At 43.9% G+C, this 21,656-nt stretch carries 18 protein-coding genes; 10 read left to right on the top strand and 8 right to left on the bottom strand.

All coding sequences use genetic code 11. The annotated features are described in order from the left end of the window. Positions 1 to 4: 4 nt before the first annotated feature. Complete coding sequence (locus KJ365_RS12605; protein WP_214452024.1) at positions 5 to 670, top strand: response regulator transcription factor; 666 nt, start codon at positions 5 to 7, stop codon at positions 668 to 670. After that, positions 667 to 2,016, top strand: coding sequence for an ATP-binding protein (locus tag KJ365_RS12600; RefSeq protein ID WP_214452023.1), 1,350 nt, complete (start codon positions 667 to 669; stop codon positions 2,014 to 2,016). The genes KJ365_RS12605 and KJ365_RS12600 overlap by 4 nt, the downstream gene beginning before the upstream one ends. A 300-nt stretch (positions 2,017 to 2,316) precedes the next feature. On the opposite strand, the gene KJ365_RS12595 is transcribed toward KJ365_RS12600, so the two are convergent. Continuing rightward, the gene (locus KJ365_RS12595; protein ID WP_214452022.1) at positions 2,317 to 3,192 is read right to left on the bottom strand and encodes a LysR family transcriptional regulator; all 876 of its coding nucleotides are present in this window, start codon (positions 3,190 to 3,192) and stop codon (positions 2,317 to 2,319) included. Between the two features lie 102 nt (positions 3,193 to 3,294). On the opposite strand from KJ365_RS12595, the gene KJ365_RS12590 reads away from it, so the two are divergent. After that, entirely contained in the window at positions 3,295 to 3,795 is a 501-nt protein-coding gene (locus tag KJ365_RS12590) for a lactoylglutathione lyase family protein (protein ID WP_214452208.1), read from the top strand. Between the two features lie 415 nt (positions 3,796 to 4,210). On the opposite strand, the gene KJ365_RS12585 is transcribed toward KJ365_RS12590, so the two are convergent. The 3 genes from KJ365_RS12585 to KJ365_RS12575 form a co-directional block, all read right to left on the bottom strand. Next, the gene (locus tag KJ365_RS12585; RefSeq protein ID WP_214452021.1) at positions 4,211 to 4,747 is read right to left on the bottom strand and encodes a serine incorporator domain-containing protein; all 537 of its coding nucleotides are present in this window, start codon (positions 4,745 to 4,747) and stop codon (positions 4,211 to 4,213) included. A 129-nt stretch (positions 4,748 to 4,876) separates the two neighbouring features. Next, entirely contained in the window at positions 4,877 to 5,656 is a 780-nt protein-coding gene (locus KJ365_RS12580; protein WP_214452020.1) for a S1/P1 nuclease, read from the bottom strand. Positions 5,657 to 5,886: 230 nt separating this feature from the next. Next, the gene (locus KJ365_RS12575; RefSeq protein WP_214452019.1) at positions 5,887 to 6,369 is read right to left on the bottom strand and encodes a methyltransferase family protein; all 483 of its coding nucleotides are present in this window, start codon (positions 6,367 to 6,369) and stop codon (positions 5,887 to 5,889) included. Between the two features lie 275 nt (positions 6,370 to 6,644). Here KJ365_RS12575 and KJ365_RS12570 point away from each other — a divergent pair, with 275 nt between their 5' ends. The 3 genes from KJ365_RS12570 to KJ365_RS12560 all read left to right on the top strand — a co-directional run bounded on the left by KJ365_RS12570 (position 6,645) and on the right by KJ365_RS12560 (position 11,669). Continuing rightward, on the top strand, positions 6,645 to 7,199 hold the full coding sequence (locus KJ365_RS12570) for a metal-independent carbonic anhydrase family protein (protein WP_214452018.1): 555 nt from the start codon (positions 6,645 to 6,647) through the stop codon (positions 7,197 to 7,199). A gap of 568 nt (positions 7,200 to 7,767) precedes the next feature. After that, positions 7,768 to 9,255 (top strand): hypothetical protein, encoded by a 1,488-nt coding sequence (locus KJ365_RS12565; protein WP_214452017.1) that lies wholly within the window; start codon positions 7,768 to 7,770, stop codon positions 9,253 to 9,255. Positions 9,256 to 9,635: 380 nt separating this feature from the next. Further along, entirely contained in the window at positions 9,636 to 11,669 is a 2,034-nt protein-coding gene (locus KJ365_RS12560; protein ID WP_250884210.1) for a S9 family peptidase, read from the top strand. Between the two features lie 204 nt (positions 11,670 to 11,873). Here the strand turns inward: KJ365_RS12560 and KJ365_RS12555 are convergent, their stop codons facing one another. Together KJ365_RS12555 and mpl are read right to left on the bottom strand one after the other, a co-directional pair. Then, the gene (locus tag KJ365_RS12555; protein ID WP_214452016.1) at positions 11,874 to 12,497 is read right to left on the bottom strand and encodes a flavin prenyltransferase UbiX; all 624 of its coding nucleotides are present in this window, start codon (positions 12,495 to 12,497) and stop codon (positions 11,874 to 11,876) included. Continuing rightward, the gene (gene mpl, locus KJ365_RS12550; protein WP_214452015.1) at positions 12,490 to 13,857 is read right to left on the bottom strand and encodes a UDP-N-acetylmuramate:L-alanyl-gamma-D-glutamyl-meso-diaminopimelate ligase; all 1,368 of its coding nucleotides are present in this window, start codon (positions 13,855 to 13,857) and stop codon (positions 12,490 to 12,492) included. The genes KJ365_RS12555 and mpl overlap by 8 nt, the downstream gene beginning before the upstream one ends. 273 nt (positions 13,858 to 14,130) lie before the next feature. On the opposite strand from mpl, the gene KJ365_RS12545 reads away from it, so the two are divergent. The 4 genes from KJ365_RS12545 (at position 14,131) to KJ365_RS12530 (ending at position 18,207) form a co-directional block, all read left to right on the top strand. Next, complete coding sequence (locus KJ365_RS12545; protein ID WP_214452014.1) at positions 14,131 to 15,111, top strand: class 1 fructose-bisphosphatase; 981 nt, start codon at positions 14,131 to 14,133, stop codon at positions 15,109 to 15,111. 277 nt (positions 15,112 to 15,388) lie between these two features. Then, on the top strand, positions 15,389 to 15,925 hold the full coding sequence (ppa, locus tag KJ365_RS12540) for an inorganic diphosphatase (protein WP_214452013.1): 537 nt from the start codon (positions 15,389 to 15,391) through the stop codon (positions 15,923 to 15,925). A 146-nt stretch (positions 15,926 to 16,071) separates the two neighbouring features. After that, positions 16,072 to 16,524: a DUF3299 domain-containing protein gene (locus KJ365_RS12535; protein ID WP_250884228.1), complete on the top strand. Its 453-nt coding sequence runs from the start codon at positions 16,072 to 16,074 to the stop codon at positions 16,522 to 16,524. Between the two features lie 51 nt (positions 16,525 to 16,575). Further along, positions 16,576 to 18,207 carry a methyl-accepting chemotaxis protein gene (locus KJ365_RS12530; protein WP_214452011.1) on the top strand — a complete coding sequence of 544 codons (1,632 nt, stop codon included), beginning with the start codon at positions 16,576 to 16,578 and terminating at the stop codon, positions 18,205 to 18,207. 70 nt (positions 18,208 to 18,277) lie between these two features. On the opposite strand, the gene KJ365_RS12525 is transcribed toward KJ365_RS12530, so the two are convergent. Continuing rightward, complete coding sequence (locus KJ365_RS12525; RefSeq protein WP_214452010.1) at positions 18,278 to 18,673, bottom strand: acyl-CoA thioesterase; 396 nt, start codon at positions 18,671 to 18,673, stop codon at positions 18,278 to 18,280. Positions 18,674 to 18,681: 8 nt separating this feature from the next. Beyond that, on the bottom strand, positions 18,682 to 21,522 hold the full coding sequence (gene uvrA / locus KJ365_RS12520) for an excinuclease ABC subunit UvrA (protein WP_214452009.1): 2,841 nt from the start codon (positions 21,520 to 21,522) through the stop codon (positions 18,682 to 18,684). Positions 21,523 to 21,656: the final 134 nt, after the last annotated feature.

The following is a 21,656-nucleotide window of genomic DNA, read 5'->3' as shown; positions in this document are numbered from 1 at the left end:
ATGCATGCGATTGCTACTTGTAGAAGACGACGCTAAATTAAACGCGCAATTGTACGCGTTTTTAAATGCTGCCGGTTATGCTGTCGACACAACGTTTGATGGAGAAGAGGGGCTGTATCAAGCTCAAGAATTCACTTACGATGCGGCGATTATCGATTTAGGCCTTCCTAAACTAGATGGTTTATCGCTCATTGAAAAAATGCGTGAAAGCATCACTATTCCGATTCTAATTCTCACAGCCAGAGACAAATGGCAAGACAAAGTGAATGGTCTGAATCAGGGAGCGGATGACTATTTAACCAAACCATTTCAAAAAGAAGAATTGCTAGCCAGAGTAAAGGCCCTGATTAGGCGCAATGTTGGACAAACTAATCCGCGCCTTAGTTTTGATGAGCTATGTATTGATACCAATGCCGCTGAAGTGTTCATTAACCAAGAACAGGTGAGCTTAACGGCGTATGAATACAGAGTTTTGGAGTATCTTGCTCGACATCCAAACAAAATCATTAGCAAAGCAAAGCTGACAGAGCATTTGTATGAGCAAGACTTTGATCGCGACTCCAATGTCATAGAGGTCTTTGTAAAGCGCTTACGTAAAAAAATTAGCCCTGAGCAAAGTGAGCGCTACATTAAAACAGTACGTGGACAGGGATACAAATTTAGCTCATGAGTATGGTTACCCTTAGCTTTAGACGTCGACTGATCATCGTCAATGTTGCGTTGGCGTTTTTGCTATTGCCGGCATTTCATTTTGGCTTAATGAGCGCCTTTAATCAGCAAGCCTTGTTGAGTGAGCAGCAGGCCTTAGAGGCTTATAGCTATAACTTGATGGCCGGTACAGATATTGATGAGCAAGGTCTGCTGATGCCAATTGAATTGGATGGCCCATCATTTGATATTCCTGAGTCAGGTTGGTACGCGTTTATTCGTAGCGCTGATGGCGATATTTTGTGGTCGTCTAATTCATTTTTGCCAATGCAGGAGAGCCTCGAATTTGTGTCAAGTGCGCTAGGAGTGCCCGTCTTTACTGCTCTTGTTTTGAATGGTGACTCCCACTTCAATTGGCAATTAAAAGTGGCTTATGAGAAGGAACAGCTGAACATTCCTCTGACATTTCATATTGTGAAATCGAAGGATGATTATCAGCAGAGAGTGGCAGTATTTAAACAAAAACTTTGGCTTTGGTTGCTCGTTATAGCGACGATTTTGTTTATCTCGCAGGTTTTTTGGATCAGGTGGTTTGAGCGTCCTTTGACGCGCTTGCGCGGTGAAATAGAGGCGGTAGAGAAAGGCAAGTTAGACAAAGTATCTCAGCGTTATCCAAAAGAACTCAACGCGCTCAATGACAGCCTCAATCGCCTCATATTAACTGAAAGCCAGCAAAGAGAGCGATATAAAAACACCTTATCGGATTTAGCACACAGTCTAAAAACCCCTCTGGCAGTGGCAAAAAACGATGCCACGCTATCGGCTACGACGGCAGAAGAGCTCGATAAGATAGATGCAATTATTACTCGGCAGTTAACACGAGCGAGCAGCGGCCAAACAAGTTGGCAGACAGGGTGCAACCTAAAACCGATAGTGGAAAACACCGTGCAAGGTTTGCAAAAGCTCTACGCAGACAAGCATATTGTATTTAACGTGCAATGTGAGCAACAAGTGATTTTCTATGGCGCCCAGGCAGACGCCTTTGAGATATTAGGGGCGCTGATAGATAATGCATGTAAGGCATGCGCGCGCCAGGTCAATATTGACATCAATAGCTTGGGTGCAAATGTCGATGACAACACATACGGACGTGCGAAATTATCCATACAGGTATCTGACGATGGCGATGGGATCGAAGAACAGCAGATTGGGAATATTCTCAAACGAGGTTACCGGGCTGATAGTTACGAGCAAGGCCACGGGCTTGGGCTGGCTGTGGTGCAAGATATTGTGAAAACTTATGAGGGCAAGCTTGAGGTTTGTGGGCAAAGCGAATTAGGTGGAGCGATTTTCACTGTGACTATTTAAGGCTATTGATATTCTAAGTTGGAAAGCTCCTTTTTAATTTGCATCGATAAACCTAGATCTGTTTGGAATGAGGTTGATAAACGACTCCTAAGGGGCAGATAGCGGACGGATTACACTTATCAAAAATAGGTAAAAGAAATACCTCACACTTCATTTGAAACATCCACAGCTAATAATTCCAACTTCAGACTTCAAATAGTCCTTTATAAAAAAGTTCTTCGCTCTGCTAAACCTATTTTACATGCCTTCTTATCTGGTCATACAATCCGGGATAAACCTAGACACCAAGTTCCTTCAGACTTAAGGGTCTAAGCTAGTTTTGATTAACTCAATCACGGTGTTCATTCTTTTGAGAAAAGGCCTATTGCGGTGGTAGCACACATATATATTTTCATTTACAGAATTCGCTAATTTGTGCACGTTTATGAGATCAGGTTTATTAAAAGTGCTTACGGCATTTGCAGGCAAAACGGTAAATCCTAAGCCCAAACATACAGGTTCGAGTATTAAGCTAATTTGATTGGAGAACCCAGTCTGCTTTATTTGGTTAATATGCTCGAATTCGGGGTAATTTGCGCTAAGTAACAGCTGTGCATGATGTTGACCATCTGGATGAGCAATAAAACCTAAATCACATAATGTTTGCCATGTCGGCTTTTTTATATTGCGCGGGGATACTAACAGCAAACATTCGGTACCTATTTTGTAGTTAGACACCTCACCAAGAGTCGGCTCTTGAGTCACAAAACCGATATCAGCCTTATGATTAGCAATCGCTTGTTCAACACTTATATTTGGTGCAAAACGATAGTCTATAGTTAAGCCTTTATGCTCGCTTTGTAGCGTCAGCATTTGCTGATAAAATTGCAAACCACAACTTCCGGGCGACTGTACTTTGATCACGCCACTTGTCGGCGAGTCGTCTTTTAATTGTTGCTCCAAATATTGCCATTCTTTTAGCAATAAACTTCCTTTTTGATATAGGTTTTGACCATGTATGGTGAGCGAAAATGTTTTACCGTGTCTTTCAAGTAAAGCGCAGTCAACTTGCTGCTCAAGTTTTTTAATATGCTGACTTACACCTGATTGTGTCATATACAAGCGCTCAGCGGTTTGAGTAAAATGATTTACCTCAACGAGCGTGCAAAACGTATGTAACCATACTGGATTCATCATCACGGAACGTACTCAAAACAATAATTATTGATAATTTTACTTAATACGCAGGACTAAGTAAACTCTGCGACTAGAATCAATCAGTCAATAGGAGACAATATGATGAATAAGGCTTATCCACGAAGTTTTTCCCATATCGGTATTTCAGTGCCAGATGTTGAGAAAGCCGTAGAGTTTTATACCAAAGTAATGGGTTGGTACACCATAATGGCGCCCACAGTAATTACTGAAGACGACAGCCCAATTGGCGAAATGTGTACAGAAGTATTCGGTGAAAACTGGGAAAAATTCAAAATCGCACACCTGTCTACTGGAGACAGAATTGGTGTTGAAATTTTTGAATTTAAAAATCAAGAAAATCCAAAAGATAACTTTGAGTACTGGAAAACTGGCATCTTTCACTTTTGCGTTCAAGACCCTGATGTAGAGGGATTAGCTGACCGCATTGTTGAGGCGGGCGGTAAAAAACGAATGAAAGCGCCTCGCTATTATTACCCCGGTGAAAAACCATATCGAATGATTTACATGGAAGACCCGTTTGGTAACATTCTTGAAATTTACAGCCACAGCTATGAGCTTATTTATAGCGCAGGTGCATACTAACTTCTTACAATGCAGTTTCAGGCCGGAGTATACCCTCCGGCTTTTGCGTTTTCGTTACTATCGTTTTTTATAGTGCTTTGATAGAAGGAATAAATATGCGTTACGTAATGCTCGACTGTCTGCTTTTGGATGTTTTTTGCCAGTCAGGAAAATCGTTAAAACCATACTCAATGTCTGTATTTTACTGAAGGTATTGCCACGATACCCTTTCTCCTTCAGGATAACGCTCGTCACGAAGTTGAGTGCTAAATAACCGGAACGGCGGTCATCCATTGCTGAGCTTGTTCGTCTGATTTAGGAGAAATGTTTTTTAGTTATACCAGAATCAACATTTTGTCTTGTTTAGTCACATCCATACCGAGGGGGACCGTGAAGTGATAGATATGGCATGTAGAGACACCAAGGCTTAATGAAGCTATGAATCTATAGGGGGTTCCATTAGCTCAATGAAGATAGCTCTTTCACCAGGTGTTGAATTGTCAACAATGTCTGCAACAAGTTTAATCAACTCAGGGGCAAAGCCCATTGCATTGTTTGTTTTCATCAAGTTGTTCCAATAAATATGAAAATTTGGTTGATGAGCAAGAACCTTAATGGTTGATTGCATCGACAGCCATGATTCTTCGTCAAGCGCCCCATTTTTATATTGTATCCAGTTGTTTTCTCGCTGACGCAAAAACATCGTGTATTGCGACGCCAACATTGTTTTTTCAGCATTCGTCAAATTTTCTTTATATTGAACACTGGTAATATCGGGATTTTCAAGAATATCACGTAAAAACGCCATGTCGGTACTTAGCATCTGTTGACGAGTGCTTGCTTTAGTTGCCTCTGCGTTCTGCCGTATCTGATCAGCATTTTGACTAGTTTGAATTGCTAAATAAACCAAGGTAATTAAAATAGCGACCGAGCTTATAATCTCACTCCAAGCAGAGAGTCTCTCTAGTTTCATTGTGAACTTCTTTTTTATATATGAAAGACTACAGCATATAACGCCATTTCATAAAACGCTATCAGCCTCAAAATGCAGTTAGTGCTATTTAAGATAGTTATCCACTTTGCCGCTCAAATGCTCTGGTTTTTATTCGCCGAACACTTCGTTTAAATATGCAGCAATCCTTACGCCACCTTGCTGAAGTCTCAATTTTACAGTAGGTATATGATCATACAGGTATTGCCACGATAACCTTTCTCCTTCAGGGTAAAGCTCGTCACGAAGTTGCGTGCTTTCTGTGATGTAAATAATCGGGTCGGTAGTCATCCATTGCTTGGCTTGTTCGTCGCTAATTTTGCTTCCTAACCAATCGCTCCACTCTGTAAAAGAAAGTCCTCGGCGGTCAATTAGGCCAGAGTCCCAAACGCGATGAAGATTTGAATCGTCATTAAAGAAGCTGACTCTTACATCGTTTCCACCTCTATCTAATCCATTTCCGGCATGCAGCGGTTGGTGCAAATCGCCGATGATATGAATCGCAAAACGCAGGGCAAGTTGCTTCTCTTCAAGGGTGGCTTTTGGATCTTTTAAGGTTTTGGTAAACCCTGCAAGTGCGCTCACAGAGTCACCTTGCTCTGGTGCACCTACCTCAGGATACGTTTTACCTGCTGGCACGGTAACGTAGTGAAAAGGCCCTGCAACATCTTGCCAAAAAGGCGCAGGGTTAGAGCGCATTTCATCAGCATGAGTTGAAGCTTCTGCAAGCGTCTCGTTAGGCAATATAGCGGCGATTGCGGCGCGCGCTTCATCACTGAGATACTGCTCTGCAATTTGGCCCGTCACGCGGTGGCCTGTTTGCCCCCAAGCGTGCGCGTATTGGCTGACCGTAACACCGGCGATAGCGGCTATAAGCAATATTTTTTTCATAAGGATCCTGATTAAAAAGCAAGGTAGATTAACGTCCTGAATTTAAGCATAGCTTACGTAGGTAAATTTGAATACCTAAAGGGTAAACAAAAGAGTAAGGGCCGTTGTTTGTTAATATGAGAAAGGCCGCTTATGACTTGAAGACAATTAAGTGCACAGATGGTATTGAAAACGATGTAATTAAGAGCGTTACTGTAAAAGTAGTTGCATCGATTTTGCATCCAGCGCGTTCAATATATATAAGGCACCAGCAACCATGATTTTTTTGACCACTGATGATGGGTTTGGCCAAACACCTTGGCTAAATACTTATCTTCTACCTTTGCCTGCTTTGCTAAGGCAACACATACGACTATATACAAAAACGCGCTAATAAGACTTAAGTGTAAGAGCATAAACCCAGCATAAATTATAAAATCTGCAAAATACATTGGATGACGTATCCATCTAAATAATCCTTTGTTGGTGAGTAAGGTATGAGGCTTACCAATTGCGTTATTTATATTTTTCAAGATTACGAAATGATATACAAACAATCCGCCGCCCACGACCGCCATCATCTGCCCTAAGCAAACAGGCACATCCATAATTAAAGTGGGCACCGACAACTGCATGCCAACAATAAAGTGCACAATAAGAAAAATGCCACACAGCACTTTTACGTTCCACCAATATATGGCGTGTGCTTTATGCTGCATGTCATGCTTAATCATAATCATAGTACCTTATAGGTGTTTGTTTGAGCAGATGCTTAGCATGGGATATGCGCCTATAAAAATAGCACATAATCGTGATTTAAGTGCCTAGGATGATATCAATAGCTTTTACGAGGATTTTGCTCGCTTTAATCGAGCATAAAAAAATAATCTCTTTACAAAACTATGATGTAATAATATAACAGTTCATAAGTGTTATGTTATAACGCAACACAATATGCATATGAACTTTCTGTTTTTAACCACTATGTTCTTTGTAAAAGGAAATTGAAATGAAACTAAAGAAGTTTATCGGTGCTGCAGCTATCACTTTTTTTGCCGCTCAGGCGAGTGCTAATGTAACGGTTGTTAACCAAGGCTTATCAGAGCAGGAAGTGTTAGACGCTCAAAACGGTTGGTGTGCTGCACTACTTGATATCAGCAAGACAAATGAAGATAAAGGTCAGGCTGAAGCTGCAAAGCTAGCAAAGAATATCATCGATGCTGCATACGGCTATCAAATGGGTGGCGTTTTATTTAAACCTACACTCACTGTTGTACCACAAACGTTTAGACCAACTAGCGAAGGTGCATTGTCATATTTCGTAGGTGGAAACGATAACTTCCCTAATGACAAAGGTTTCGCCCTGATGGGTTGGACTAACTGTGAAGTAGACAACAACGCGGTATTTATTGCTGGTGACAGTGCTTCTACTATCGGTAAAGTACACTTTACTGCAGCAGATGGCAGTGTAACTTCCGTGGATAAAACATGGGGTTTTGTAAAAGATGACGCAGGCGCAGTACGCATCGTACTTCACCACTCTTCTTTAGAGTATACTGGCTAGATTGCTATTCCTCGATCCTTTAGTAACTTAGTTAAACTCTAACGCTGAACGCCCTCATTTTGAGGGCGTTTTTTATAGTCACGAATTTATGCCGTAAGCAATAACTTCTGCAATATAGACCACATACCACACGCATATCCACCGCTTTCGTGGTCTTGTTATGCGTTGCTTTGTAATTTGCTAAAGAAAATATGGAGGGAATCTTTGCCGCAAGTACCATAAGTAATGAACAATGACCCAATAAATAACCCCAAAATACTATTGAATGCAGGCTCATGCCCAAACATTAAGGTGTACCCATTGATCCCCACAAATAGTATGCCTACTACCAATCCCAAAATTCTAAACATTACAGAATTCTTCTTTTTTAACTTCACCATTTATACCACCTCAATTCCTTATGTATTCGTTTCGCGGTAAGCTTTACGAGTTTATACACTTGCTTACATAAAATCGAGTCAAAAATGGTTGGGATTATCTAATTTACCCTCCTAGCCCGTTGCTTATCATAGAGACTTATTTTAACTTATAGGGCTTCTATCATTGCTGTATTCAAAGAGGATTAACCATGCGCAGGATGCGTTTGTGTGTGTATTTTTTACTCATCGTTTGTTCTTATCAGGCTTATGCTACAGATGAGAATTTATTAGGTTGGCACCGCTATACCTCTGAGAACTTTGTCTTATATACCGATTTAGAGCTGAAACAGGCTGCCGAAATCGTCCAAGAAGTAGAAACTTTCCGGTTTGTTATTTTGCAGTTTATGAAAGGTACCGAGCGCAAAAAAGCGCAACCACTAGAAATGGTGCTTTTTACCAACAGACAGTTGTGGGAGCACACTGGTAAAGATGCAAACATAGGTGGCTACTTTGTGCATCCTACTGCCGGCCCAAAAGCAGCCATTGCGCCTACGGATGATATCTCAAAGAGCTTATCAACGGTATTTCATGAGTATATACATCACTTGGTCACGGCCTATGTGCCGTTTCGCTTTCCCGAATGGTATAACGAAGGAGTGGCGGAGTTTTTTGCGACCTTAGCCATTGAAGATGATTATGTATATATAGGCAGCATACCTAGCTTTAGAGTAGCTGGCCTTGAACGTTTTGGGTTGATGAAAGTTGAAGATATCTTTGAGGTTGAGCGCCTTTGGGATGAGCCAAGTAGAGTCAAAAATCGCTTTTACCCATCCACCTGGCTACTCACACATTACATCACGCTTGGCGCCCGTAATGGCTTTCCTAGCCATTATCAAAGCAGCATGAACTTTATAGAAAAACAGCGAAGTGGTATGAGTCTAGAGGAGGCGTTTGACGCATCTTTTGACATTAGCATGTCTGAACTTACAAAAGAGCTGCGCCGTTATGCGCGTTCCACTAGTAAAAAAGGCTTTGCCATTGAGCGACCTAAGCTTAACCTTTCAATCGACCGCGAGGCGCTGTCGCCAGCGCAAGTTCAAGCGAGGCTTTCGCTATACTATGGCGTGACAAACAATAGTGAAATTGGCATTGCATTTATGCAACAAGCTGCAGATCAACAGGACCCGCTAGGATTATCCCTTTTAGCTATGCATTATGCTAAGCAGGGCAAGTTAGATGAAGCCTCGCAGGCACTATCCCAAATAACGTTGTCAGAAAATTTGAGCACCGAGGTTTTGTATCAGATATCCAGTGCAGCTAATGTGTTAATGCTTGCCTACGCAGAGCAAGAAAACCTTGCAAAAACATTAAGCGCGCTTGATATGAGTAAAGAAACCCTTGAAAAAAGCCTAAACAAAGGGCCATATTTACCAAGCCTTATTAGACATATGCAAATCAGCATTGCAGCTAACGACAAAGAAGCAATAACAGCCACTATTCAAGAGCTCGAGAAGTTTTATGGATATCACATTATGGCAAATATATTAATTGCTGACGCTTATTCCTATCTAGGCGAACCTACAAGTGAAGCGGTTTATCTGAGACGGGCCCTAGATAGGATCTCTCATACATCAACAGAAAATGGTTTATACACGTCTTTGGAGAATAGGCTGAGCGGCTTGAACGATGGTGGTTAATACTTTTTTTCACGAGCGACTTTCTTACGTTTATCGATGGCTATCTATCCGCAGAATTCGTTTATCAGCAAACGACTTGATGCGCTTTGTATAAACGCGTTAATTTACAACCTAATGGGCCATTTAAAGCACCGTCTAAAGCTGAATTTACACAAACCAGCTCAAACCAACCTATTCACAATGACAGCTGTTTCAGTGAAAAGTGTGTAGCTTTTATTCTGCTTATAGTCTGCGTTGATGAGTATGAGCCTAGACGTTGAAGCCACTTGCACTGGCACTCAATAAATGCAAGCATGCTTTGTGTTTGCAGGATAAATAACACGCACGTGACTTGCTAAATTGCATCAACAATTGCCATCGTTTAAATCAAGGATCCGAATATGCGTTACCTAAAAAGTAGTTTGTTTATTTGTATTTTGTTACTCGCTAATCTGAGTTATGCGCAAACGCTCAAGACTGAGCATTGGCTGGACTTTGAACGAGCGGCTTCACCGCAAATATCCCCTAACGGTGAGCGTATCCTTTATGTTCGAAGAGGGATAGATAAGATGAATGACCGAGCGAGCTCTGAGATTTGGCAGGTAAAAGCCGATGGTTCTGAGCATGCGTTTGTGGTCAAAGGTGGTAATATAAAATGGTCACCTCAAGGCGATCGTATTGCCTTTGTGGCGCCTGATAACAATGGCAAAGCTCAGTTGTATGTTCGTTACATGAATGCTGAAGGATTAGTGTCGCAAATTAGCTCGCTTGATATCAATCCCCGCAATTATGCTTGGTCTCCCGACGGCAAGCACATCGCATTTGTTGCGCGTACTAATGAAACAAATACATGGGCCATGAGCTTACCTGGTAAACCTAAAGGCGCGACTTGGACCACAGATCCTATCTATATTGATACGCTGCATCACAAGCAAGATAGAGTGGGTATTACTAATACAGGCTATGATCATTTGTTTGTGGTACCCAGTGACGGCGGCACCGCGAAGCAGATTACCTCCGGTAAGTGGAATGTCTCGATGCGTCGTATTGGCGGGATTGCCACTGGCGGTAGCGTGAGTTGGTCAGCAGATGGACAACATATTTATTTTGACGGTCAGCCTCGCGAGAACGGGGATTTAGAGGTATTTAAGTCACTGGTTTATAAAGTTAGCCTGAGTACGCAAGAAATTACACCATTAACGCCGTCAGATGGTTTTTTTCATAGTCCAGAGGTATCGCCCGATGGCAAAAATGTAGCACTGATTGGTGCGCCAGAATGGGCATCTGATACCTATAGAATAAACCATCTATATCTTATGGATTTAGACGGCAATAACCTGCGCGAGCTTGTCAAAGATTTACCTGATTCACCCTCAAATCTAGCATGGTCAAACGACAGTAAGGAACTTTTATTCAGCTATGATCATCATGGGGTACGACATGTACACGAGACTACCTTAAAAGGTAAAACGAAAGCACTTACCAGTGGTGATAAAGTTGTCACCATGGGCTCGCTTGCGCAAGACGGTACAATGGCCATGACCTTTTCAAGTCATCAGCAAGCTGAGGATGTTTATATACAAAAAGGAACTCGCCAAGCAAAGCGTTTAACCAATTTGAATGCAGATATATTTGCAGGGCTTACGCTTGGAGAAGTCAAAGAAATTTGGTACGAAAGTAGCGAAAACACCCAAGTTCAAGGCTGGATGGTGATGCCGCCAAACTATGATGCCTCCAAGCAATATCCTATGGTGTTATATATTCATGGCGGACCACATGCGATGTATAACATTGGCTTTAACTTTGCCTTTCAAGAGTTAGCGGCGTCTGGGTATGTGGTGCTGTTTACTAACCCACGCGGCAGCACCGGTTATGGCGCCGAATTTGCCAATGCTATACAAGGGATTTACCCAGGCGTAAGAGACGGTGCAGATCTTCTCAACGGGGTTGATGCCGCCATTGCACAGGCCAATATTGATAGTGAGCGCTTATTTGTCACGGGTTGCTCAGGTGGCGGCGTGTTAACCACCTATATGGTTGCAGTTAGCCAGCGCTTTAAGGCTGCTGTTGCGCGGTGCACCGTGTCAAATTGGATTGGCATGGCTGGGACCTCAGATGTGCCTGCGTGGGTATATCGTTTTCACGAAAAACCGTTTTGGGAAGACCCTACAGACTGGATAGCCAATAGTCCTCTGCATATGGTGGGTGAAGTCAATACTCCCGTATTGTTGATCACGGGCGATAAAGATATTCGTACACCATATGCTGAAGCGGAGCAGTATTTTTCAGCTTTGAAAATGCGTGGCGTACCCACTGCACTTATCCCGATGCGTGGCGAGTATCATGGCACCGGATCTATTCCGTCTAATTGGCTTCGCACCCAGCTTTATACAAAAGCGTGGTTTGACCGCTTTGACCCTGCAAAAAGTGAATGATATAAATTGATTTTAAGAACATCAAACCCTATGAGAAGACTGCTGCAAGTTGGGCTTGCATGCAGTCTTTGGCGCTACATTCCGAAAGTTCAAGATGGTGAACGAGTTGTCTCAACAGGTCATGAAACCGAGCTATCTTTTATGTTGGAAAATTGAAGCGCGTTTGAAGTAAAACTCGCTAAACCCCTGATTGCTATTATTAGCTTACGAACCGTTCGGCTTTTGATCATAACCCCAACGGCTCACTAAAGTCTGTTCAGCGCCAATATGATCTAATATGCGCGCCACCACAAAATCTATCAAATCGTCGATACTTTTTGGGTTGTGGTAAAAGCCAGGGGAGGCGGGCATGATGGTCACCCCTAGATTTGACAGGGTCAGCATGTTCTGCAGGTGTAGGCTTGAGAACGGCATCTCTCTTGGCACAACAATGAGCTGGCCGCGTTCTTTTATCACCACATCAGCGGCGCGCTCAATTAAGTTGTCGCATGCGCCCACAGCGATAGAAGATAAGGTGCCGGTTGAACATGGACATATGATCATTTGTTTGGGTGCGGCTGAGCCTGAGGCGACTGGTGAAAACCATTCTTCTTTGCCGCATACCGTAATTTGCTCAGGCTTTGCGTTGGCATACTCCGTGAAAAAGGTCGCGCCATTGTCACTGCCGCTAGGGACTTTTAGGCCTTCTTCGGTTGCAAATACAACTCTTGCTGCTGAGGATATCAGCAAAAAAATATGGTAATCGGCGGCTACTAACTGTTTAAGCAACTTAAGCGCATATGGGGCGCCGGATGCACCTGTAATGGCCAGCGTTATGGATTTAGGCACTTATCGCTCCTAGCGTATCAAATAATTTCGTATGGATGGCATCAAAGCCGCCGTTGCTCATGATCAGCACATGATCACCGCTTTGTAAGCTGCCCGCAAGAGACGTAACGATATCGTCAGTCTGTTGGTACACTTTCACGGGTACCTTACTGTTGTTCACGGTCTCTTGCAGTGACCAGCCTAGGTTACTTGGCTCAAGCAAGTGTACTTCGTCCGCAACTTGCCAAGACTGTGCTAGCTGGTTCTTATGTACGCCCATTCGCATGGTATTGGATCTCGGCTCAAGTACGGCAATGATGCGTTGGTTGCCCACTTTTTGTCTCAAGCCATCTATTGTTGTTTTAATCGCAGTGGGGTGGTGGGCAAAGTCATCGTAAAGGGTTATGCCATTCACAAGCCCTTTAATCTCCATGCGTCGCTTCACATTTTTAAAGCGCGCGAGGGCATCAATGGCATCTTTTAGCGGCACGCCTGCATGGTGAGCGGCCCCGATGGCCATCAGTGCATTTTCCATATTATGCTCACCAATTAACGACCAGTTAACGGTGCCAACAGGCTGTTTTTTATGGATAACATTGAATTGGCTGCAATCTGATTTTAGTGCTTGTGCCTGCCATGTTGACTTATTTGCCGGGCCGATAAACTCTTGCTCACTCCAACATCCCATCTCGAGCACCGCTTCCATATTTGCCTCAGCCGCACGTGATAAAATCATGCCGTTTGAAGGTACTGTTCTGATTAAATGATGAAACTGTCGTTTGATAGCATCGAGATTTTCAAAAATATCGGCATGATCAAATTCTAAGTTATTTAAAATCAGCGTGCGTGGGCGGTAATGCACAAACTTCGAGCGCTTGTCGAAAAATGCGCTGTCGTACTCATCTGCTTCAATGACAAAAAACGGCGATTCGCCAATGCGCGCCGAAATACCAAAATTTTCAGGTACACCCCCAATTAAAAAGCCGGGTGCCAGGCCGCAGTCTTCTAGTATCCATGTCAACATGCTCGAAGTCGTGGTTTTGCCATGTGTGCCGGCAACGGCTAATACCCAGCGATCTTTTAATAAGTGATCGAGCAACCACTGCGGGCCGCTGGTGTATGGCAAGTTCCTATCGAGTACATATTCTACTGCGGGGTTGCCGCGTGCCATGGCGTTTCCGATGATCACAATGTCGGGCGTTGGCGTGAATTGTTCAGCGCTATACCCTTCATAAAGCGTAATTCCGAGCTGCTCTAGCTGGGTGCTCATGGGTGGATATACATTGCGATCCGAACCGGTGACGGTATGTCCTAAGCTTTTTGCGATGGCGGCAATCCCGCCCATAAAGGTACCGCAGATCCCTAAAATATGTACATGCATGAATGAATTGTGCGTTGCCGTAAAATAATACGCGTAGTGTATCAGAACCGACTCGCTAGCCGAATAGTTGATTTTTTATATCGCATAATGGAAGGGCATGAGCGCGCCTAAAAATGATATTGCTCAAGACTGATTGCTTAAATAAAAATCACAACGGTTGAGCATTTTTAGAAGCAGGTTACAATAGAAGGTATTCGAGCATTGCGCGTCACGTATATTTGCCATTGCATCGCAGCAATTTACCTCATCACCACACAAGGAAATCGGTTTTTCATGAAACGACTCAATTCACAATTGCAACAGGACGGCGCGCCGCTAGAACTCATCCTACTAATCAGAACGCTGTTGGCCGGGTGCAAAGAAATCTCCTTTCGTGTCAGCCAAGGTGATTTAGCGGGTGTATTAGGCTCTACGTTGAGTGAAAACGTTCAGGGTGAAACGCAAAAGAAGCTCGATGTTATATCCAATCAAATTTTAAAAGATACCTTGGGTGAATCTGGCTACGTGAAAGCTATTTCATCCGAAGAAGAGGAAGATGTTGTACCGTGCAATCCAGAGGGTAACTACTTGGTCAGTTTTGATCCCCTAGACGGCTCTTCTAATACCGAAATCAACAGCCTAATTGGCACTATCTTCTCAATCACCCATGCACCACAATGGATGAAGCCAGATGACCCTTCTGCATTTTTGCAACCAGGTACGCAAATGGTTGCGGCGGGGTATGTGCTTTATGGCCCTTCAACGATGTTAGCAATGACGACAGGTAGGGGGACACACTTATACACCCTAGATAAGACTCACGGTGGTTTCTTATTAACGCAACCGAACATAAAAGTGCCAGAGCAAACCAGTGAATTTGCTATCAATGCTTCTAATCAGCGTCATTGGGAAGAGCCTATTCAACGTTATGTGGCTGATTTAATCGCAGGGACTGATGGTCCAAGAGAAAAAGACTACAACATGCGTTGGGTAGCTGCGATGGTTGGAGATATTCATCGCGTGCTTTGTCGCGGCGGTATCTTTATGTATCCCTTCGACAAGCGTAATCCCAAAATTCCTGGTAAACTTCGTTTGTTGTATGAAGCTAATCCTATGGCATTTTTAATTGAGCAAGCGGGTGGTTTGGCGTCTACGGGTAATGGGCGCATTATGGAAGTCATGCCTTCAGAAATTCATCAGCGTGTTCCCACCTTGATTGGCTCTAAAGAAGAAGTGGAGCATTGTTTAAGCTACTATTCGACTGATAAAGCGTAATCAACACTGCTGGTAAAATGTGCGTAAAGCGCTTGTTTCGCACCATTGCATTAAATACACATCGCTAATTTCGCTTTACGACATTTGTCGTAAAGCGTTTACTTGGGTCTTTTCAAAGGATACTGTTGTCGCCATATTGTGTGAACCTTGGTCAATGGGTGTCGTATCTTGCAAAAACTTGCGGATACAATTGAAATCTCTTTAAGGCGATTTGAATATTCACTATACTTGCGCACCAGTTTCTCTCTCTTTTTTTAATTAATGTATAGGAAGCAACATGAGCTTAAACGACGTGCCAGCGGGCAGTAACTTGCCAGATGAAGTCAACGTAATTATTGAAATACCAGCATTTTCGTCACCTGTTAAGTATGAAGTAGACAAGGATTCTGGCACCCTATTTGTTGACCGTTTCATGGGTACCTGCATGCAGTATCCACTCAACTATGGTTATGTGAACAATACATTATCTGACGACGGTGATGCGGTAGATGTGTTGGTCATGACGCCACATCCATTGCTAGCAGGTTCGGTCATCAAGTGCCGTCCAGTGGGTGTGCTCAACATGACCGATGAGTCGGGCGAAGATGCAAAAGTCATCGCTGTGCCAGTCGCGAAGTTGTCGCAGTCTTACAACGACATTCAAGATGTTGACGATGTTCCCCAGCTGATAAAAGATCAGGTAGAGCACTTTTTCTCACACTATAAAGATTTAGAAAAAGGCAAATGGGTGAAGATTGACGGTTGGGCGGGTATCGATGCAGCAAAAGCTGAAATTGTATCGAGCGCACAGCGTTATCAAAAAGACGCAGAATAATAAACAGTTTTTATTTCAGCACGAGAGCCCGCTTTACACAGCGGGCTTTTTTATTGCTTTGACGTCAGATTCGAATCTGTTAGCGTATGCACATGACACAGAAAGGAAAGGAAGGCAGATTGAAAACCACTATTATTGCAGCATTTTTGACCCTAAGCGCAACATTACTTAGTTTCCCAGGCATATCTGCTGAGTTTAAAGAATTATATTGGGAAGACTTAGTACCGAAGGGCTTTGTTGTGCCGCCTCCACCCATTGACCATAACGGAAATATGACGCAGGCACAGCCTAATGCACCGTTAGTTGAATCGCTCAATGGCGAAAAGGTCAAAATCCCTGGTTTTGTTGTTCCTTTAGAAGGAAACGGTGATCTAATTACCGAGTTTTTGCTCGTTCCTTATTTTGGAGCGTGTGTCCACGTGCCTCCTCCGCCATCAAATCAAATAGTTTATGTAATATTTTCTGAAGGCGTGCCGATAGATAACTTATATGACGCTGTTTGGGTCACCGGTGAGCTATCAACTGATGGTTGGTCTGGAGATATTGCGTCGGTAGGCTACCGTTTATCGGGCATAACTGTGAGCGCATTTGAAGGGTAAATATCGCTCACAGAATTAGCTCAATGCATCTTCAATATTAGTGAGTGATTTATGAATTTTATTACGAGTTTTTTAGCAAGACTTTCAATTGCACAAAAGCTCTTTCTCATCCCGGCGATGGGAATCGTTAGCTTTGTGGTCTTTGTCAGCTTTACCGCCATGACCGCGAGCAGCAATGTTAAGTTGTTAGAGAATGCCCGCGAGATACAGTTTCCCGCATTGCTGGCGTCTCGCAATGCTCTGGTCAACATGCAAAACGTCAAATCTTCATTAAGCGCCGCGGTTACAACCGGTGATGAAGAATCTCTTGCAAATGCTCAAGCTCAGGCAGATATCACTGTTGAAAACCTTCGTGCCATACAAGCACTCAATGATGAGTTATCCACTCAAGTTGAGTCTATCTTGAAAGGGTTTAACACTTATTTTGATGTGGCTTACGACGTGAGCGAGTCAATGGTCAATAACACCGCAGATTTTTCTCGTTTAGCGCAGCTCACGCAACAAATGAACAGTGCTTTTGATGAAGCTACTGCGTCTCTCACAGAGTTTAGCGAACAACAACTGAGCCAATTTGAAGATGCTATTGAGGTCTCGAATGTTGCGGCTAATAATTTAAGTCGCGTAGGTATTATTATGGGTATTGTGACCAGCGTCTTTATGCTCGCAGTAGCCCTTCCTATCGTAAGAAATTTACGCGGCAGTATTCTAAATGTGGTTAACTCGCTAAAAGACATCGCACAAGAAGATGGCGACCTGACATTGCGCCTGCATACAACGAATAAAGACGAAATTGGCGACCTTGTGCATTGGTTCAACCAGTTTATTGAGAAATTACAAAACGTCGTAAGAGACATTGGTAATGCAAGCCAGCCGCTGGCCACACTAGCTGGTAATCTAAACAATGTATCTGACCATACTCGCCAAACTATTGCGGCACAACAAATGTCAGCGGCAGATGCCAAAGCTGCAGTTGATGAAATGACGGGAAGCGTTGATTCCATAGCGGTGAGTGCTAACGAAGCTGCGCAGGCGGCTACAGAAGCCTCAAACGCGGCAGATGATGGCCAACAGGTGGTCAATCAAACGGTAGGCAGCATTCAAAACTTAGCCTCGCGTGTTGATGAAACTGCTGTGCTTATCAAGAAGCTAGAAGAAGACTCTATTCAAGTAGGTGTGGTATTAGACGTTATCAAAGGAATTGCAGAGCAAACAAACTTACTGGCATTGAACGCGGCGATAGAAGCAGCGCGTGCAGGTGAGCAAGGAAGAGGCTTTGCGGTGGTAGCTGATGAAGTAAGAACGTTGGCATCACGCACGCAAAAATCAACAGAAGAGATTCAAACGACCATCGAGCAATTACAAAGTGCTGCAAAAACTGCTGCAGTTGCTATGAGCAAGGGAACCGAGCAAGCCTCATTGAGTGTTGATGAAGCGAACAAAGCCGGCACAAGCCTCGACGCGATTACCGCCACTATCAGTCGTATAACCTTGATGAACGATCAAATTGCGCAGTCTACCGGCGATCAAAAGAAGGTGTCTCAATCTATCAGTACAAGTGTAGATGACATTAATGCTAGAACCGAGGATACCGCATCAAGTTCAGAGCAGCTTACTCATGTTAGTCATGAGCTTGAGCAGTTATCGGAAGACTTCAGTAGGATTATGCGCCAGTTTAAATACTAGTGCTTTAAAAAGAGCGTGATACACGCCTACCATGTTGAAACGCCTGCTATGCAGGCGTTTTTTATGCGTTTTAGATACTGACGACTAACCCTTCTAACTGTGCTCGCACGTCTGCTGGAATAGGCGCTGAGCGCTTTGTTTGATAGTCAAAGTGCACCAGTGTGGTTGTGCCTTTCGCTTTAAGCAGTTCGTCTTGCCATAACTCTTGATATACTACAAACGAACTTTTTCCGATGCGTTGTATGCCCGTCTTAACGGTCACGTCACTAGACATGAAGATCTGTTCTAAAAAATCTACGTTATAGTTGGCTAATATAAGTGGCCAATTGTCAAGGTCTAGCGTTGGCGTAAACATCTTAAAGATGGGAAAGCGAGCAGCCTCAAACCACCCCACCAATACCGTATTACTTACGTGTTTCAGTGCATCGGTTTCATAAAACCTTACGGGAAACGTATCAGATAACATATGATTTCCTATGATTGATTGAGTTTGGGTAACATGGGGGCTAAAAAATGCCCCGTATGCGAAGCCTTCACTGCACAAATGTCTTCTGGCGTGCCCTCGGCAACGATCATTCCGCCGCCTGAGCCACCCTCCGGACCTAAATCTACGACCCAATCAGCGGTTTTCACAACGTCCAAATTGTGTTCGATCACCACTACGGTATTACCATGATCTCTGAGTCGATGAAGGACTGCCAATAGTTGTTTAATATCGTGAAAGTGTAGCCCTGTGGTGGGTTCGTCGAGAATATATAGGGTTTGTCCTGTGTCTCGTTTTGACAGCTCTTTGGCGAGCTTAACACGCTGTGCTTCACCGCCTGAGAGGGTCGTTGCCGATTGTCCCAAACGAATGTAAGAAAGGCCCACATCCATAAGGGTTTGCAGTTTGCGAGATATCGCTGGGATGGCGTCAAAAAAGTCCCTAGCGTCTTCGACGGTCATTTCTAACACTTCATGAATGTTTTTGTTTTTGAAGCGTATTTCCAATGTTTCTCGGTTGTAACGCTTACTATGACAAACATCGCAAGGCACATAGACATCGGGCAAAAAGTGCATTTCGACTTTGATTAAACCATCGCCTTGGCATGCTTCACATCGGCCACCCTTCACATTGAAGCTAAATCGTCCTGGTTTGTAGCCGCGCGAGCGCGCCTCTTGAGTACCAGCGAAGATTTCGCGAATAGGGGTGAAGATGCCTGCGTAAGTCGCAGGGTTTGAACGAGGCGTTCTGCCGATAGGGCTTTGGTCAATATCCACCACTTTATCTAGATGCTCTAAACCGCTACAGCTTTTGTGTGGGGCTGGTTCGTTTACCGTCGCGCGATTTAGTTCGCGCTGGGCAATGCGATAAAACGTATCGTTAATTAGCGTCGATTTGCCTGAACCCGATACCCCAGTTATGCAAGTCATTAATCCAATAGGAATAGACAGGTCGACGGATTGTAAATTATTGCCCGTTGCGCCTTTTAGCGAAATCCACTCGCGCCCTTTTGTAGGGTTTCTGGTTTGCGGGACTTCGATGAATTCTGTGCCCGCGAGATAACGCCCGGTAAGAGACGCTTCACAGCTTTTAATATCCTCTAATGAACCCTGCGCGATAATTTCGCCGCCGTGAACACCAGCTCCCGGGCCAATATCTACGATGTAATCCGCTTCACGAATGGCGTCTTCATCGTGCTCTACAACAATAACGGTATTACCCAAATCACGCAGATGCCGAAGGGTGTTAAGTAAGCGCTCATTATCTCTTTGATGCAGACCAATACTAGGTTCATCTAGCACATACATGACGCCAACCAGTCCCGCACCAATTTGACTTGCCAAGCGAATACGCTGCGCTTCACCACCTGATAGGGTGTCGGCACTGCGCTCTAGTGACAGGTAATTGAGACCGACATTGACCAAAAACTGCAGTCGGTCGTTAATTTCTTTTAAAATTTTATCGGCGATTTTTGCTTTTTGACCGCTTAAGTCGAGGTTGGCGAAAAAGTCCAATGCTTCTGCAATTGAGCGGTTTGCGATGTTAGGTAAGTTAGTCCCTTCAATAAAAACATTGCGGGCTTCTAGGCGTAAGCGAGTGCCTGAACATGCGCTACAGTTTTGATGTGACATGTACTTGGCGAGTTCTTCGCGCACGGTATTTGATTCGGTTTCTTTGTATCGGCGCTCCATATTCGGAATGATTCCCTCAAAGGGGTGCTTGCGTTCCATCACATCGCCGCGTTCGTTGATGTATCTGAACTTGACTGATTCCCCCTTTGAGCCATTGAGTACGATATCTTTCGCTTTGTCATCAAGGCTGGCAAACGGTTGGCTTAAATCAAAGCCATAATGCTGGGCTACCGACATTAACATTTGAAAATAATAGTAGCTGCGTTTATCCCAGCCGCGTATCGCCCCGCCAGATAAACTTAATTCGTCGTTACCCACAACGCGATGCGGGTCGAAAAACTGTCTAGTCCCTAAACCATCACAAGTTTGACAGGCGCCGGCGGGGTTGTTGAACGAAAAGATACGTGGCTCTAGTTCGGCAATACTGTATCCGCAGTGAGGACAGGCGAAGTTAGCTGAAAAAACAATTTCGTCTTTTTCAGGCTCGTCCATATAGGCGATTTTGGCGTTTCCGCTAGACAAATTAAGCGCGGTCTCAAACGATTCCGATAAGCGAAGTTGCAAATCCTCACGCACCTTAAATCGGTCAACGACCACTTCGATGGTGTGTTTTTTGCGTAAATCTAATTCTGGCGGATCTGACAGGTCGCACACCTCGCCATCGATACGCGCTCTAATAAATCCTTGAGCGGCTAAGCTTTCTAAGGTTTTGACATGTTCACCTTTACGCTCTTGTACAACTGGTGCGAGTAGCATCAACTTTGTGCCTTCAGGCATTTCTAGCACTTTGTCGACCATTTGACTGATGGTTTGCGCATCAAGCGCTACGTCATGATCGGGACATTTGGGTGTGCCAACGCGGGCAAACAACAAACGCAGATAATCGTAAATCTCGGTGATCGTACCTACCGTGGAGCGCGGGTTGTGCGATGTGGATTTTTGTTCGATAGATATCGCTGGCGATAGACCTTCGATATGGTCAACATCGGGCTTTTCCATCATCGACAAAAACTGCCGTGCGTAGGCAGACAAGCTTTCTACGTAGCGGCGTTGACCCTCTGCATACAAAGTATCAAATGCTAATGATGATTTTCCTGAACCGGATAGACCCGTAATGACAACAAGTTTGTCGCGGGGCAGTGTAATATTGATATTTTTGAGGTTGTGCGTGCGCGCACCTCTGACTTCTATCTTATCCATGTGACCTTTGTGTTAACTCAAATTGGAGCGAATTCACCATTATGGCATAGATTGCGCTTTTGTGATGGCTTAGTTACGCAAAAGGATGTAAGGAGATCAGCACACCCATACAACAACTGGGGCAATCCTTTAGT

This window comes from Glaciecola sp. XM2, assembly GCF_018595715.1.
Taxonomy (GTDB): domain Bacteria; phylum Pseudomonadota; class Gammaproteobacteria; order Enterobacterales; family Alteromonadaceae; genus Glaciecola.
The sequence above is the reverse complement of the archived record's forward strand: the minus strand, read 5'-3'. Positions and strand labels throughout refer to the sequence as shown.